Here is a 14,570-nt window from a genome sequence, read left to right on the forward strand (position 1 = left end):
TGGTGGCGCCCCGCTTGCATATATTTTCAACCGATTGACCAATGGTTTGCGGTCGCTCTTGTGCTAAATGTCGGCTCTCAGTAGCAAGTCCGGAGCAGCCGATGGCCCAGAAACCCCGCATTCTCGTCACCCGCCGCTGGCCTGAAGCTGTCGAGCGCGTTCTGGCCGAACGGTTCGATGCTTCGTTCAATGTCTCGGATATCGCCATGAATGCGGCGGCTCTCGCCGAAGCGCTTCGCTCGTTTGATGCGGTCTTGCCGACGGTATCCGACCGCCTGCCGGCTTCGCTTTTCGATGGCACAGACATCCGCACGAAAATTCTCGGAAATTTCGGCGTCGGCTACAACCACATCGACATCGCTGCGGCAAGGGCGAGGGGCATAGCCGTCACCAACACGCCGGGCGTGCTCACCGACTGCACGGCGGATATCGCCATGTCGCTGCTGCTTGCCGTCGCGCGTCGGGCAGGTGAGGGCGAGCGCGAGGTCCGCTCCGGGCAATGGACCGGCTGGCGGCCGACGCACATGATCGCAACCAAGGTGACCGGCAAGACGCTCGGGGTCATCGGCTTCGGCCGGATCGGCAAGGCGATGGCGAAACGCTGCCATTTCGGCTTCGACATGGATGTGGTCTTCTACAACCGGTCGAAGATCGATACGGCGGAAGCATCCCGCTATGGGGCCAGGCAGTTGGATACGGTCGAGGAGGTGCTGGCCGCCGCCGATTTCGTCTCGCTCCATTGCCCCGGCGGTGGTGAAAACCGGCATCTGATCAATGCGCAACGGTTGGCCGCGATGAAGCCGGAAGCCTTCCTGATCAATACGGCCCGCGGCGATGTCATCGATGAAAACGCGTTGATCGAAGCACTGGAAAACGGCGTCATCCGCGGGGCCGGGCTCGATGTCTTCGAGGCGGAGCCCAATGTTCCCGAACGGCTGCGTGTTCTGGACAATGTCGTGCTCTTGCCGCACCTCGGCAGCGCGACGGAAGAGACGCGCACGGCGATGGGCATGAAAGTCGTCGACAACGTCACTGCCTTCTTCGAAGGCCGGCAACCTCCGGACCGCGTCGCATAAGCCCCTGACTTTCAAATACTAAATATTAGAATGTTGCGATATTGCAACGTGGCGTGTTTGTCGACGGCCGCCGATTGCCGACCCGGCGGAATCGGCAGATAATGCTTAAATATAAGGCAGGCTGGCACGTCGCCCCAAGCGTTATGGTGACGGCCATGTCCAGGAACGGACGCAGGGCCCCTGAAGGGATCGTGCCGATGTCGGCGCCGGCGGAATTTTCCGGCGTCAGCCGGTATGCGGGAAGAAACGCTTCGATGGCGGGAACAGCAGTGGTCCCAAACCAGGAGTTCTTCATGCGCTTCTCAAAGGTAGCCTACCGCCCAATCGCCGATGGACATGTTTCGGCTGCGATCCCCATCATGCAGGAAGGAAGATACTATCTTGCCTGGCTGATACCGCCGCTGATCGCGGCCAGCCTATGGCCTGCGGCGGGCAAGGCCCATGACGCGCCGTCCGGCTGGAGCTATCCGTTCTCCTGCTGTTCCAATCAGGATTGCCGGCCGGTCGCAACCAAGGCGATCAGCGAGAAGCCGCAAGGCTATGTCATCAATCTCACCGGTGAAGTCGTGCCCTATGCGGATACGCGCGTCCGGTCCTCGCCGGACGGCGAATACCATTGGTGCTCGGTCGCGGGTGAGGAAAAAACTCGGACCATCTGTCTCTTCGTGCCACCGCATTCCTACTGAAGGTGGCTAAAGCACATCGCGTCAAGACGGATTTGCGCGATGCGCTTTAGGTTTTGTTTTGCATGTCGTTGTCCCAAAACCGCTGTACACTTTTGGGCGATATGCATTAGACCTCACGCAAGGCGTTCGCTGCCTTGACGGCGGCAGACGCGCGGTTTTCGACGCCGAGCTTCACATAGATCTGTTCCAGGTGCTTGTTGACCGTGCGAGCGCTCAAGCCCAGGATTTCGCCAATGTCGCGGTTCGATTTGCCCTTGGCGATCCAGAGCAGCACCTGGGCCTCGCGTACGGTCAGCGAAAAATTCTGCCTGAGAATGTCGTCGTCGCTGGTCTGGCTGACGCCGGTGAGGCGGAACAGGAATTCGTCGCCGCCGATGGCGCCGAGATAGGCAAGCTGCAGGACCGGTTGGCCGTTCTGGTGGATGATCAGCGGCTCCTTGGAGATGCCGTGTTTTTCGCGCTCCTCCAGCCAGGCGCGGACATGGTCGGCGAGCGTCTCCAGCCCATCATCCCGACCCGTCGCGGCATTGACCAGCCGTGTCGCCTGCGGCGTCGACCACTGGATGCTTCCGGTGCCGCGCACGGCAAGCAGGTGCCGTCCAGCCGCGTCCAAGGCAACGCGCGCGCTTTGCGCCGAACGCGCATTGGCAAGGTGCACGCGGATACGGGCGCGCAATTCATCGATGTTGATGGGCTTCGAAAGATAATCGACACCGCCGGATTCCAGCGCGTGAACGATATGCTCGGTTTCCGTCAGTCCGGTCATGAAGATCACCGGCACCTGGGCGATGCCGGGATTAGCCTTGAGGCTGCGGCAGGTGTCGAAACCGTCCATGCCGGGCATGACCGCGTCCATCAGGATGATATCCGGCGTGATGCGGTCAACGACGTTGATCGCAGCCTTGCCCGAGGTGGCGATCAGCACCGAGAAGCCGGATTGTTCGAGCGCATCGGTGAGGAAGCCTAGCGTTTCCGGAGAATCATCCACGATAAGCACGATATCGCGTGGATGGACTGCTTCATTCACCGGCGGCTCTCCCTTGTTTGTTTATGCTCTGGAGGAAATCCGCGTAGCCGGCAAGGTCGAAAGCCTGAACATAGGTCTTGACAGCCTCGGTAAAGGGCTGATTTTCCTCGAAGCGCGCGAGATCGGCGAGCTTCGCCTCGATGCCGCGGACATAGCCGATTTCGCCCAGCCGGATCAGTTCCTCGACATGGGCAACACCGGGCGTCCTGACCTCGGCCTTGACTTGTGGCTTTGGCGGCGGTGCAGCGGTATCGCTATAGTCCCATTCGAGGGCCAGATGGACGGCCAGCTTGTCGTGCAACTGGCGGATATCGAAGGGCTTGGTGAGGGTATCGTTGTGGCCGGTATGGGTGTCGGCCTCCGTCCCGTCGCCGATATTGGCAGACAGCATGAGCACCGGTGCCGTCTGTCCGTGCTCGCGCAGCCGGGTGACCAGTTGCCAGCCGTTCATGCCGGGCATCGAGATGTCGATCAGGAAGAGATCGGGTTTGACGCCTTCGATCAGCGTCAGGCATTCCGTGCCGCCTGCTGCCGTCAGCACGACGAAATCGAGCGGCATCAGCACCTCGCGCATCAGGTCGCGATGATCCTCGTTGTCATCGACGACAACGATCGTGCGGCGTGGTCCGGCATAGCCGGCGATCTTGCGCACCGACGGCGGGGAGGCGGTCGGCCGGTTGATCGCCGAGAGCATCAGGCGGACACGGAAGGTCGAACCCTTGTCGCGCTCGCTGTCGACGACGATTTCGCCGCCGAGTGTCTGGGTCAGAAGACGGGTGATGGTGAGCCCCAGTCCAAGGCCGGGCATCGGCCGGACGTGTTCGGCCTCGCCGCGCTGGAAGGGCTCGAATATGCGCGGCAGGTCTGTCTGCGAAATGCCGCGGCCGGTGTCGGAGACGGTGAAGGTCGCAACCTGGCTGCGATAGGCGACGTCGAAGCGGATTGTGCCGCTATCGGTGAATTTGATGGCGTTGGAGAGTAGGTTGACGAGGATCTGGCGCAGCCGCTTCTCGTCGGCGCGGACATATTGCGGCAGTGTGCTCGCCCGCTCATGTTCGAAGACCACGCCCTTGGCCTGCGCCTGCGGGCGGAACATGTCGGTGACCTGGTCGAGGAAATCCTGGATGTTGATCTCGTTCGAATAGACCTGCAGCCGGCCGGCCTCGATCTTGGAAATATCGAGCAGCCCGTCGATCAGACCCGACAGATGGTCGGCGCTGCGCTTGATCACCTTGATCGCCGACTGGCGTGGAGCGGGAATGGTCTCGTCGCGTTCAAGGATCTGCGCATAGCCGAGCACGGCGTTGAGCGGTGTGCGCAGTTCATGGCTGAGCCCCACGACATAGCGGCTCTTGGCGCGGTTGGCGGCCTCCGCCGTCTCCTTGGCATATTGCAGGGCAGCGTCGGTCTTCTTGTGGGCGGCGATCTCCTTCAGCAGCAGCGTGTTCTGGCGCGAGGATTCCTCTTCCGCCACCAGCCGGCTGTCATGCGCCAGCACATAGAACCAGCAGACGATGCCGGTGACGACCGCAAAGACGAAGAAGACCACGCCGATCGTCCGGTTGATCACCGATGCGGTCTCCGGCGACGCCGCGCCGGTCTGGTGGGCGATCATCGCCAGGATGATGCCGATGCCGGCGACGGACAGGACGACGGCAATGCCGTAGCGCCCGAGACGGGTGGAGAGCGTTTCGGTGACCTTTTTCGGAAGCAGGGCCTTGGCGACGACGGCGGTCTGGGCATTGAAGCTCGCATGCGGCTTGCACATGTCGTGGCAACGGCTGTCGAGCGAGCAGCAGAGAGAACAGATCGGCGCCGAATAGGCCGGGCACCAGGCCATGTCCTCGGGTTCGAACGGATGTTCACAGATCGAGCAGGTGACGGTCGAGAGCTTCTTCCAGCTCTGGCGCGGCTTGCGGGCGAGATAGTATTTGCCCTGGGTGGCCCAGGCGATGGCGGGGGAGGCGATGAAGGCGATGACCAGCGCGATATAGGGCGCCAATGACGATGCCATCGCGCCAAGCAGACCGAAATGGGCAGTGAGGGCGATCAAGGCCGACAGCGTCATGGCGCCAACACCGACCGGATTGACGTCATAGAGATGGGCGCGCTTGAACTCGATGCTCGGCGGCGCCAGACCCAGCGGCTTGTTGACGAAGAGGTCCGCCGAGATCGTGCAGAGCCAGGACATGGCGATGATCGAGAATATACCGAGCGTCTCTTCCAAAAGCTTGTAGATGCCGAGTTCCATCAAAAGCAGCGCGATCGCGACGTTGAACATCAGCCAGACGACACGGCCGGGATGACTGTGGGTAAGGCGCGAGAAGAAGTTCGACCAGGCGAGCGATCCCGCATAGGCATTCATCACGTTGATCTTCAGTTGCGACACGACCACGAAGGCGGCCATCAACAGCAGAGCCGCATTGTGCCAAGGGATCATGTAGCCGAAGGCGGTCAGGTACATGTGCGCCGGGTCGGCGGCATCCTCGACCGGAACGCCGGCGCTGAGGCACAGCACGACGAGAAATGAACCGGCGAGCAGTTTTGGCGCACCGACGATTACCCAGCCGGAGCCGGCCAGGAAGACGGCGATCCGGTGATGCAGCTTGCGTTGCCCCTCCGGTGGCAGGAAACGCAGGAAGTCCACCTGCTCGCCGATCTGGGCCATCAGGGCGAGGATGACGGCAGAGGCCGCCCCGAATTCGGCAAGCGAAAATGGCGCCAAGGAGCCGGGTGCGCCAGCTGTCTTGTGGGCGCCGGCAAAGGCGAGCCAGAGGTCGAACTTGCTCCAGTCGGCGAGCGCGATAAAGATGAAGGGCAAGATGTTGAGGACGATCCAGAATGGCTGGGTGATCAGCTGGAACCTGCTGATCAGCCGAACGCCATGTGTTACCAGCGGGATCACCATGACAGCGCTGATGATATAGCCGATCCAGACCGGGATACCGAGCGCCATTTCCAGTGCCGCCGACATGATCGAGGCTTCGATGGCAAAGAGCATGAAGGTGAAGCTCGCATAGATCAGCGAGGTAATGGTCGAGCCGATATAGCCGAAGCTTGCGCCGCGCGTCAGAAGATCGATATCGACGCCATGGCGGATGGCGTAGCGGCTGATCGGCAGGCCGACACAAAGCATGACGATGCTGGCGGCCAGAATGGCGATAACGGCGTTGGTCGTTCCGTAGGAGAGCGTGATCGCGCCGCCGATCGCCTCCAGCGCCAGGAAGGAAATGGCCCCGATCGCCGTCTGTGAAATGCGTTGCGAGGAGAATTGCCGGGCGCTCTTGGCGGTGAAACGCAGCGCGTAGTCTTCCAGCGTCTGGTTGGCGACCCAGCGGTTATATTCGCGCCGGACCGGTATGATGCGCTGGCGAGCTGTCATCGGCGGTGTCGGTTCCCCTTGCTATCTTCGCGGCCGCGGCAAAAGTCGTAGCACAGAAGATCGCGATCCTTAAAGGTGCTGCATTGCACACTTCGCCCCGGCGCCTACGTCAATTGACGTATACAGGTTTCTCTGCCCCCGGCGGATAGTCCCTTTACGAACGGTAAAGGTCTCCCAAGAGCCGTCGTCAAAGAACGAGAGGGGTTCACAATGAAAATCAAATCTCATGTCATGAGCGCGTTCCTGGCCGGTGCACTGGCCACCACCGCATTCTCTGGCGTTTTTGCCGCCGAAGACACGATCAAGGTCGGCGTTTTGCATTCGCTTTCGGGCACCATGGCCATTTCCGAGACGACGCTCAAGGATGCCATGCTGATGCTCATCGAGGAGCAGAACAAGAAGGGCGGCCTTCTCGGCAAGAAGCTCGAGGCCGTCGTCGTCGATCCGGCATCCGACTGGCCGCTGTTTGCTGAAAAGGCGCGCGAGCTGATCTCCGTCAACAAGGTCGCGGCCGTCTTCGGTTGCTGGACCTCGTCGTCGCGCAAATCCGTTCTGCCGGTTTTCGAAGAGCTGAATTCGCTGCTCTTCTACCCGGTCCAGTACGAAGGCGAAGAATCCTCGCGCAACATCTTCTACACCGGTGCTGCGCCGAACCAGCAGGCCATTCCGGCGGTCGACTACCTGATGAACACCGAAGGGGTCGAGCGCTTCGTGCTCGAAGGCACCGACTACGTCTATCCGCGCACAACCAACAAGATCCTCGAAGCCTACCTGATCGCCAAGGGCATTCCGAAAGAGGATATCCTGATCAACTATACGCCGTTCGGTTTCTCCGACTGGCAGACGGAAGTGGCCAAGATCAAGGAGTTCGGCTCGGCCGGCAAGAAGACCGCCGTCGTTTCGACCATCAACGGCGACGCCAACGTCCCCTTCTATAAGGAACTCGGCAACAAGGGCATCAAGGCAACCGACATTCCGGTCGTCGCCTTCTCGGTCGGTGAAGAAGAGCTTGCCGGTCTCGACACCAAGCCGCTGGTCGGCCATCTGGCTGCCTGGAACTACTTCCAGTCCGTCGATGCTCCGGTCAACGCCGAATTCATCAAGCAGTGGCACGCCTTCACCAAAAACGACAAGCGCGTGACCAACGACCCGATGGAAGCAGCCTATATCGGCTTCAGCGCTTGGGTGAAGGCCGTGGAAGCAGCCGGCACGACCGATACGGACGCCGTTCTCGACACGATCATCGGCACCAGTGTTCCAAACCTTTCGGGCGGCTATTCCACCGTCATGCCGAACCACCACATCACCAAGCCGGTGCTGATCGGTGAAATCCAGGAAGACGGCCAGTTCGAAATCGTCCAGCAGACGCCTGCCGTGGTCGGTGACGAATGGTCCGATTACCTGCCGGACTCGAAGGACCTGATCTCCGATTGGCGCAAGCCGATGTCCTGCGGCAACTTCAACGTTGCCACCGGCAAGTGCGGCGGCAAGGGCTCCTGATTTTTCATCAAGGCCAATATACTCGGGAAACGGCTTAAACGCCGTTTCCACCAAATCACTCCATGACCTTTTGATTTGCCAGGAATACCTCCGTCCGGCTTTCCCACTCTGGACGGAGGACTTTCACTCCTTGCTCCCTGCCTGGCACGGTTTCTGCATGGTGTTAGGGGTGGGCAGAGCATCCGGACATGGATCGCCTCCGCTCTGATCGTCGGAGGAAGGCATTGCGGAAACATTAAGCAGCGGCGCCAGCGGTGAAGCATTAGCCGGAATACGCGGCGTCAGCCAACGGAACAAGAAGAGCTCATGTATCGCGCCATCCAGACCTTCCTTGTCGCTCTTTGCCTGCTGGTCAGTTGCCTTGCAACCGGCCTGCGCGCGCAGGAAGACATCCGGCCTCTGGTCGATGCGCTGGGCGCCAACAGTTTTCCGCAGAAGATCGAAGCCGTAGAGGCGCTGGCGGCATCGGGCGATGCCAAGGTGGCCGAAATCCTGCAAAGCCTGAGCGACGGCAAACTCTACGCGCCGAAGACCGGTGGCTCCGTTTACCTCGCCGCACCGACGGATGGCGCCTACCTCGACGTGCTGACCGGCGCGCCGGCAGCCGACGTTCCGGGCAATCTTGCGAAAATCAAGCTGAACAACGGCCTGCGCGGCGCGATCGGCGCGGCACTGAGCCAGCTGACGCTGTTGAGCCCCAATCGGGCTGCGCGGCTGGCCGCCTCGCAGGATCTGCTCAAGGATGCCGATCCGGACAATCTCGCGCTTTTGAACGCCGCTTTGGCTGAGGAGAAGGACATCGAGGTTAAGGCGACGATGGAAGCGGCGCGTGCCGTGATCCTGCTCAAGACAGACGCCAGCGCCGAGGACAAGAAGGCTGCCATCGACACGATCGCGGCGCGCGGCAATCGCGATGCGCTGACGATCCTGACCGCGGCTCTGGAAAATGCGCCGGAAGACCTGAAACCGGCGATCGGGCAGAACATCGCGTCGATCAAGACCAGTCTTGCCGTGTGGGACGTGGCGCAGAACATCTGGTACGGCCTGTCGCTCGGCTCGGTTCTGCTTCTGGCGGCCATCGGCCTTGCAATCACCTTCGGTGTCATGGGTATCATCAACATGGCGCATGGCGAAATGGTCATGCTGGGCGCCTACACCACCTACGTGGTGCAGCAGACGATCGACGCCGTCGCGCCCGGCATGAGCGATTATTCGCTCGCGTTTGCTGTTCCCGCCGCCTTCCTGTTCACCGGCCTGGTCGGAGTCGGCATCGAGCGCAGCGTCATTCGCTTCCTCTATGGCCGGCCGCTGGAAACGTTGCTTGCCACCTGGGGCATTTCGCTGATCCTGCAGCAAGCGATCCGCACGATCTTCGGACCGACCAACCGCCAGGTCGATAATCCAAGCTGGATGTCGGGCGCGTTCGAGTTCGGCGGTCTCGCCATCACCTATAACCGGATGTGGATCATCGTCTTTTCGCTCGGCGTTTTCGTTGCGCTGCTCCTGCTGCTCAAGCGCTCCAAGTTCGGCCTGCAGATGCGCGCCGTGACCCAGAACCGCCGCATGGCCTCCTCCATGGGCATTCGCACACCTTGGGTCGATGCGCTGACCTTCGGCCTCGGTTCGGGCATTGCCGGCATGGCAGGCGTGGCGCTCAGTCAGATCGACAATGTCTCGCCCAATCTCGGCCAGAACTACATCATCGACAGCTTCATGGTCGTGGTCTTCGGTGGTGTCGGCAACCTCTGGGGCACGCTGGTCGGCGCGCTGACGCTCGGCATCGCCAACAAGTTCCTCGAACCCTATGCCGGTGCGGTGCTGGGCAAGATCCTCATCCTCATCTTTATCATTCTCTTCATTCAGCGGCGGCCACGCGGCCTGTTCGCGCTCAAGGGAAGGGCGATCGAACAATGATCACGCAAATGCTGTTCAGCCGGCACGAGAAGAAAATCCTCTTTGCCGTGGCGCTCATCCTTCTCGCGGCAGCCCTCGTGCCGCTCGCCAATCTCCTGATCCCGGAAGGCAGCGCTCTGCACGTTCCGGGCTATCTGGTGCCGCTTCTCGGCAAGTACCTCTGCTACGCCCTGCTCGCGCTCGCGCTCGATCTCGTCTGGGGCTATTGCGGCATTCTCTCGCTTGGCCACGGTGCCTTCTTCGCGCTCGGCGGCTATGCCATGGGCATGTACCTGATGCGCCAGATCGGCGATCGGGGCGTCTATGCCAATCCACTGCTGCCGGATTTCATGGTGTTCCTGAACTGGAGCGAACTGCCCTGGTACTGGTATGGTTTCAACCATTTCGCGTTCGCGGCGCTGATGGTTCTGCTGGTGCCCGGCCTGCTCGCCTTCGTCTTCGGCTGGTTCGCCTTTCGCTCGCGCGTCACCGGCGTCTACCTGTCGATCATCACCCAGGCGATGACCTACGCGCTGCTGCTCGCCTTCTTCCGTAATGAGATGGGCTTCGGCGGCAACAACGGCCTCACCGATTTCAAGGATATCCTCGGCTTCAACGTCCAGGCCGCCGCCACGCGGGCGGCGCTGTTTGCAGCAACCGCCATCGCGCTGGCTTTGGCCTTGATCCTGAGCTCCGCCATCGTCCGCTCCAAATACGGCAAGGTGCTGGTCGGCGTACGCGATGCGGAAAGCCGGACCCGCTTCCTCGGCTACCGGGTGGAGAACATGAAGCTCTTCATCTTCACCGTCTCTGCGATGATGGCGGGTGTCGCCGGAGCACTCTACGTGCCGCAGGTCGGCATCATCAACCCCGGTGAATTCGCGCCGGCGAACTCGATCGAAGTGGTCATCTGGACGGCGGTCGGCGGGCGCGGCACGCTGATCGGACCAATCATCGGCGCCGTCCTCGTCAATTTGGGCAAGAGCATCTTCACCGCCGCCTTCCCGGAGTTCTGGCTGTTTGCGCTCGGTGCCCTGTTCGTCGCAACGACGCTGTTCCTGCCCAAGGGCGTTGTCGGCACGGTCCAGCAGTTCGTCGCCTCCCGCAAGGAACGGAGACAAGCCGACGCTGTCGAGCAGGCCTATCAGGACAAGGCGGCTGTCAAGGTTGAAAGCCAAGTTGCAACACTTAAACCCCAGGCTGCGGAGTAAGATCGATGGATGCAAAGACCTCCCGCAGTCTTCTCTATCTCGACGGTGTGTCGGTTTCCTTCGACGGTTTCAAGGCGCTGAACTCGCTGTCCTTCGTCGTCGAACCCGGCGAACTGCGGGCCATCATCGGCCCGAACGGTGCCGGCAAGACGACGATGATGGATATCATCACCGGCAAGACCCGGCCGGATTCGGGCCAGGTTTTCTTCAACGGCGATATCGACCTCACCAGGAAGGACGAGGCCGACATCGCCCAGCTCGGCATCGGCCGCAAGTTCCAGAAGCCGACGGTGTTCGAAAGCCACACGGTCTGGGACAATATCGAGCTGGCGCTCAACCGGAAGCGCGGCGTGTTTTCAACGCTGTTCTACCGCCTGACCGCCGAGGACAAGGCTCGCATCGAGGAAATCCTCGCAACCGTCCGGATGACCGCCCGCAAGGACGATCTGGCCGCCAATCTCTCGCACGGGCAGAAGCAGTGGCTGGAGATCGGCATGCTGCTCGCGCAGGAGCCGAAGCTGCTTCTGGTCGACGAGCCCGTGGCCGGCATGACGGATGCCGAAACGGCGGAAACCGCCATCCTGCTCAAGCAAATTGCCAAAACCCGCTCGGTCGTCGTGGTCGAGCACGACATGGGCTTCATCCGCGATCTCGGCGTCAAAGTCACGTGCCTGGCGGAGGGCTCGGTACTGGCCGAAGGCTCGATCGATTTTGTGAGCAACGATCCGAAAGTGATCGAGAATTATCTGGGGCGGTAGCTTTTGCATTGCCCTCATCCGGCCTGTCGGCCACCTTCTCCCCGTTCACGGGGAGAAGGGACAAGCGGCGAGCTCCGTCGTCCCCTCAACCCGCTTGCGGGGAGAGGGTTAGGGTGAGGGGCAGTGAGGAAATGAGGTGAAACAAAGATGCTGACGGTCGATAACATCAATCTGCACTATGGTGCGGCCCAGGCCCTTCGCGGCGTCTCCATCACGGCACCCATGGGCAAGATCACCTGCGTACTGGGCCGCAACGGCGTCGGCAAGACCAGCCTGTTGCGCGCCATCACCGGCCAGCATGGGCCGAGCGCCGGCACCATTATCTTCAATGATACCCCGCTGAACGGCATGGCACCTTACAATCGCGCCAAGCACGGCATCGGCTTCGTGCCGCAGGGACGCGAAATCTTTCCGTTGCTGACGGTCAAGGAGAACCTGGAATCAGGCTATGCGCCGGTGGCGCGCAAGGACCGTTTCATTCCGGAGGATATCTTCAATCTCTTCCCGGTCCTGCGTTCCATGCTCGGCCGCCGCGGCGGCGACCTCTCGGGCGGCCAGCAGCAGCAATTGGCGATCGGCCGCGCGCTGGTGACGCGGCCGAAGATCCTCGTTCTTGACGAGCCGACAGAGGGCATCCAGCCGTCGATCATCAAGGATATCGGCCGGGCGATCCAGTATCTGCGCGATTCCACGGGGATGGCAATTCTGCTTGTGGAACAATATCTTGACTTCTGCCGCGAGCTTGCAGACCATGTCTATATCATGGATCGGGGCGAGATCGTGCATGAGGGGCCGGCGGAAACGCTGGACACGCCGGAAGCACGCCGCCACCTGACAGTTTGACGGCGGATTTTATGGCTGAATCGGCGGCAATCGCTCCGCAAAGGGCGTGGGGCAAGGGACGGCTGGTGGCAAAGCCATTTGCCGGGCGCACGCGGCTTTCCGAATTCTATCAGGAAGGTTGCGCCAAGATCCGGCTGCCCGATACGTTCGACGCGACGATGGAGGCGGTGCTGATCAACAGCTCCGGCGGGCTGACCGGCGGCGACCACATGGAGTGGGAATTTTCGGCCGGAGAAGGCACGCATCTCACCCTGACGACCCAGGCTTGCGAGAAGGTCTACAAGGCAAGCGCCGGAACAGCGGCCGTAAAAGCAAAGATCTCGGTTGCGGCCGGCGCGACGGTGCACTGGCTGCCGCAGGAAACGATCCTGTTCGACCGCGCCTCGCTATCACGGCGGCTTGAGGTCGATATTGCGGAAGGCGGCGAGTTCCTGGCCGTCGAGGCCGTCCTGCTCGGGCGGAAGGCGATGGGCGAGGTTATGCGGACGGGGCTGTTTCAGGATTGCTGGCGTATCCGCATGGGTGGACTTTTGCTGCATGCCGAAAATCTGCGCCTGAACGACGATATCGCCGCGCTGACGCGGGAGACCGCCACGCTCGGCGGCCAGGTCGCCTTTGCCACCCTCTTTTACAGCGGCATGGACTGCGAGCAGCAGGTAGAGAAACTGCGGGCGCTGATCGCCGGTGCAAGCGGCGGGATCAGCCATTTTCAGGTTGCCGGACAGGACAAGCTGATTGCCCGCCTCGTTGCCGCCGATGGTTTTGCCCTGAGAAAAATCCTCATCCCGGTCATTTCGCACTTGCGCAAGGGCGCTTCAGTGCCGAAAGTCTGGAACCTGTAATCGACACGCAATCTGGTGGCCCGCGCATGAATCTCACTCCTCGCGAAAAAGATAAACTGCTGATCTCGATGGCGGCGATGGTGGCCCGCAGGCGCCTGGAGCGCGGGGTAAAGCTCAATCACCCCGAGGCGATCGCGCTGATCACCGACTTTGTCGTCGAAGGCGCGCGCGATGGCCGTTCCGTCGCAGACCTGATGGAGGCGGGCGCCCATGTCATCACGCGCGCGGAGGTGATGGAAGGTATCCCGGAAATGATTCACGACATCCAGATCGAGGCGACTTTTCCGGACGGTACCAAGCTGGTTACCGTCCACGAGCCCATTCGCTGAGGGAGCGGACCATGCTGCAACTGAGACCGAATTGCGAATGCTGCGACAAGGATCTGCCACCGGGCAGCCGTGAAGCGATGATCTGCAGTTTCGAATGCACTTTCTGCACGCACTGCGCATCGGAGGTTCTGGACGGGCATTGCCCGAACTGCTCAGGCGAACTTGTCCGTCGTCCCGTTCGCCCGGCGGCCAAACTGGGCAAGTTCCCGGCGTCGACCGAACGCGTATTGAAGCCGGACGGCTGCGTGCCGATCAAGGCGGCTTGAACAGGAGAGACATATCATGATCCCCGGTGAAATCATTGCCGCCAGCGGCGAGATCGAGCTGAATGCCGGTCTGGAGACCGTCACGCTCGAGGTCTCGAACACGGGCGACCGGCCGATCCAGGTCGGCAGCCACTACCATTTCGCCGAGACCAACGCCGGTCTCTCCTTCGACCGGGCGGTGGCGCATGGCAAACGCCTCGACATTCCGGCTGGCACGGCAGTCCGCTTCGAGCCGGGGCAAACACGCAACGTGACGCTCATACCTTTTGCCGGCAAGCGAGAAGTTTACGGTTTTCAGCAGAAGGTCATGGGCAAGCTATGAACCGGTTCCATTCTGCAAGCATCATCGTCGCGGGCTTGCTGGCCTTTGCACCGCTTGCGCTGGCGCAGGAAGAGCCGCAGGTCGATTGTGAGAACGCCATGACCCAGTCGGACATGAACATTTGCGCCAACAAGGACTACGAATCGGCCGACAAGGAGTTGAACGCGCTTTACAGGACGACGATGACGGCGATGCAGGCGACCGACAAGGAACTCGGTGAGATCGACCAGAACTACGTCGGTGCCGTCGAGGCGTTGAAGAAGGCGCAGCGCGCGTGGATCGGCTATCGCGACGGTCAGTGCGAGCTCGCCGGTTTCGAGGCGCGGGGCGGATCGATGGAGCCAATGCTGGTTTCCGGTTGCCTTGCCGACCTGACGAAGAAGCGCACGGCGGAATTGAAAAGCCTGACCGAAGGCGTTGGAAACTGAGAGGCGA

15 protein-coding genes are annotated in these 14,570 nt (G+C 61.3%); 12 read left to right on the plus strand and 3 right to left on the minus strand.

The window, feature by feature from the left end; translation table 11 throughout:
* The first annotated feature begins 101 nt into the window (after positions 1 to 101).
* A complete protein-coding gene (locus ACSQ2Z_RS06430) occupies positions 102 to 1,076 on the plus strand; it encodes a 2-hydroxyacid dehydrogenase (protein ID WP_436080423.1) in 975 nt (324 codons plus the stop codon).
* A 25-nt stretch (positions 1,077 to 1,101) separates the two neighbouring features.
* Here the strand turns inward: ACSQ2Z_RS06430 and ACSQ2Z_RS06435 are convergent, their stop codons facing one another.
* A complete protein-coding gene (locus tag ACSQ2Z_RS06435) occupies positions 1,102 to 1,371 on the minus strand; it encodes a hypothetical protein (protein WP_436080424.1) in 270 nt (89 codons plus the stop codon).
* Positions 1,372 to 1,435: 64 nt separating this feature from the next.
* On the opposite strand from ACSQ2Z_RS06435, the gene ACSQ2Z_RS06440 reads away from it, so the two are divergent.
* Positions 1,436 to 1,762: a hypothetical protein gene (locus ACSQ2Z_RS06440; RefSeq protein ID WP_436083003.1), complete on the plus strand. Its 327-nt coding sequence runs from the start codon at positions 1,436 to 1,438 to the stop codon at positions 1,760 to 1,762.
* Positions 1,763 to 1,868: 106 nt separating this feature from the next.
* Here ACSQ2Z_RS06440 and ACSQ2Z_RS06445 read toward each other — a convergent pair whose 3' ends face one another.
* Together ACSQ2Z_RS06445 and ACSQ2Z_RS06450 are read right to left on the minus strand one after the other, a co-directional pair.
* Entirely contained in the window at positions 1,869 to 2,789 is a 921-nt protein-coding gene (locus ACSQ2Z_RS06445; protein WP_436080425.1) for a response regulator, read from the minus strand.
* Positions 2,782 to 6,171 (minus strand): hybrid sensor histidine kinase/response regulator, encoded by a 3,390-nt coding sequence (locus tag ACSQ2Z_RS06450; protein ID WP_436080426.1) that lies wholly within the window; start codon positions 6,169 to 6,171, stop codon positions 2,782 to 2,784. Before ACSQ2Z_RS06450 ends, ACSQ2Z_RS06445 begins: the two co-directional genes overlap by 8 nt.
* 210 nt (positions 6,172 to 6,381) lie before the next feature.
* On the opposite strand from ACSQ2Z_RS06450, the gene urtA reads away from it, so the two are divergent.
* The 10 genes from urtA (at position 6,382) to ACSQ2Z_RS06500 (ending at position 14,563) form a co-directional block, all read left to right on the plus strand.
* Positions 6,382 to 7,671 (plus strand): urea ABC transporter substrate-binding protein, encoded by a 1,290-nt coding sequence (gene urtA, locus ACSQ2Z_RS06455; RefSeq protein ID WP_436080427.1) that lies wholly within the window; start codon positions 6,382 to 6,384, stop codon positions 7,669 to 7,671.
* Between the two features lie 306 nt (positions 7,672 to 7,977).
* Positions 7,978 to 9,585, plus strand: coding sequence for an urea ABC transporter permease subunit UrtB (urtB, locus tag ACSQ2Z_RS06460; protein ID WP_436080428.1), 1,608 nt, complete (start codon positions 7,978 to 7,980; stop codon positions 9,583 to 9,585).
* Positions 9,582 to 10,775: an urea ABC transporter permease subunit UrtC gene (urtC, locus tag ACSQ2Z_RS06465; RefSeq protein ID WP_436080429.1), complete on the plus strand. Its 1,194-nt coding sequence runs from the start codon at positions 9,582 to 9,584 to the stop codon at positions 10,773 to 10,775. The genes urtB and urtC overlap by 4 nt, the downstream gene beginning before the upstream one ends.
* Before the next feature lie 5 nt (positions 10,776 to 10,780).
* Positions 10,781 to 11,533, plus strand: a complete 753-nt coding sequence (gene urtD, locus ACSQ2Z_RS06470) for an urea ABC transporter ATP-binding protein UrtD (protein ID WP_436080430.1) — start codon at positions 10,781 to 10,783, stop codon at positions 11,531 to 11,533.
* A 147-nt stretch (positions 11,534 to 11,680) separates the two neighbouring features.
* A complete protein-coding gene (gene urtE, locus ACSQ2Z_RS06475) occupies positions 11,681 to 12,376 on the plus strand; it encodes an urea ABC transporter ATP-binding subunit UrtE (RefSeq protein ID WP_436080431.1) in 696 nt (231 codons plus the stop codon).
* Positions 12,377 to 12,387: 11 nt separating this feature from the next.
* Positions 12,388 to 13,218 carry an urease accessory protein UreD gene (locus tag ACSQ2Z_RS06480; protein WP_436080432.1) on the plus strand — a complete coding sequence of 277 codons (831 nt, stop codon included), beginning with the start codon at positions 12,388 to 12,390 and terminating at the stop codon, positions 13,216 to 13,218.
* A 26-nt stretch (positions 13,219 to 13,244) separates the two neighbouring features.
* Positions 13,245 to 13,547 (plus strand): urease subunit gamma, encoded by a 303-nt coding sequence (locus ACSQ2Z_RS06485; RefSeq protein ID WP_436080433.1) that lies wholly within the window; start codon positions 13,245 to 13,247, stop codon positions 13,545 to 13,547.
* An 11-nt stretch (positions 13,548 to 13,558) separates the two neighbouring features.
* Positions 13,559 to 13,813 (plus strand): DUF1272 domain-containing protein, encoded by a 255-nt coding sequence (locus ACSQ2Z_RS06490; protein WP_436080434.1) that lies wholly within the window; start codon positions 13,559 to 13,561, stop codon positions 13,811 to 13,813.
* 16 nt (positions 13,814 to 13,829) lie between these two features.
* Entirely contained in the window at positions 13,830 to 14,135 is a 306-nt protein-coding gene (locus ACSQ2Z_RS06495; protein ID WP_349435349.1) for an urease subunit beta, read from the plus strand.
* On the plus strand, positions 14,132 to 14,563 hold the full coding sequence (locus ACSQ2Z_RS06500; RefSeq protein WP_436080435.1) for a lysozyme inhibitor LprI family protein: 432 nt from the start codon (positions 14,132 to 14,134) through the stop codon (positions 14,561 to 14,563). The genes ACSQ2Z_RS06495 and ACSQ2Z_RS06500 overlap by 4 nt, the downstream gene beginning before the upstream one ends.
* The last annotated feature ends 7 nt before the right edge of the window (positions 14,564 to 14,570 follow it).

This window comes from Pararhizobium sp. LjRoot235, assembly GCF_964254145.1.
Taxonomy (GTDB): Bacteria; Pseudomonadota; Alphaproteobacteria; order Rhizobiales; family Rhizobiaceae; genus Pararhizobium.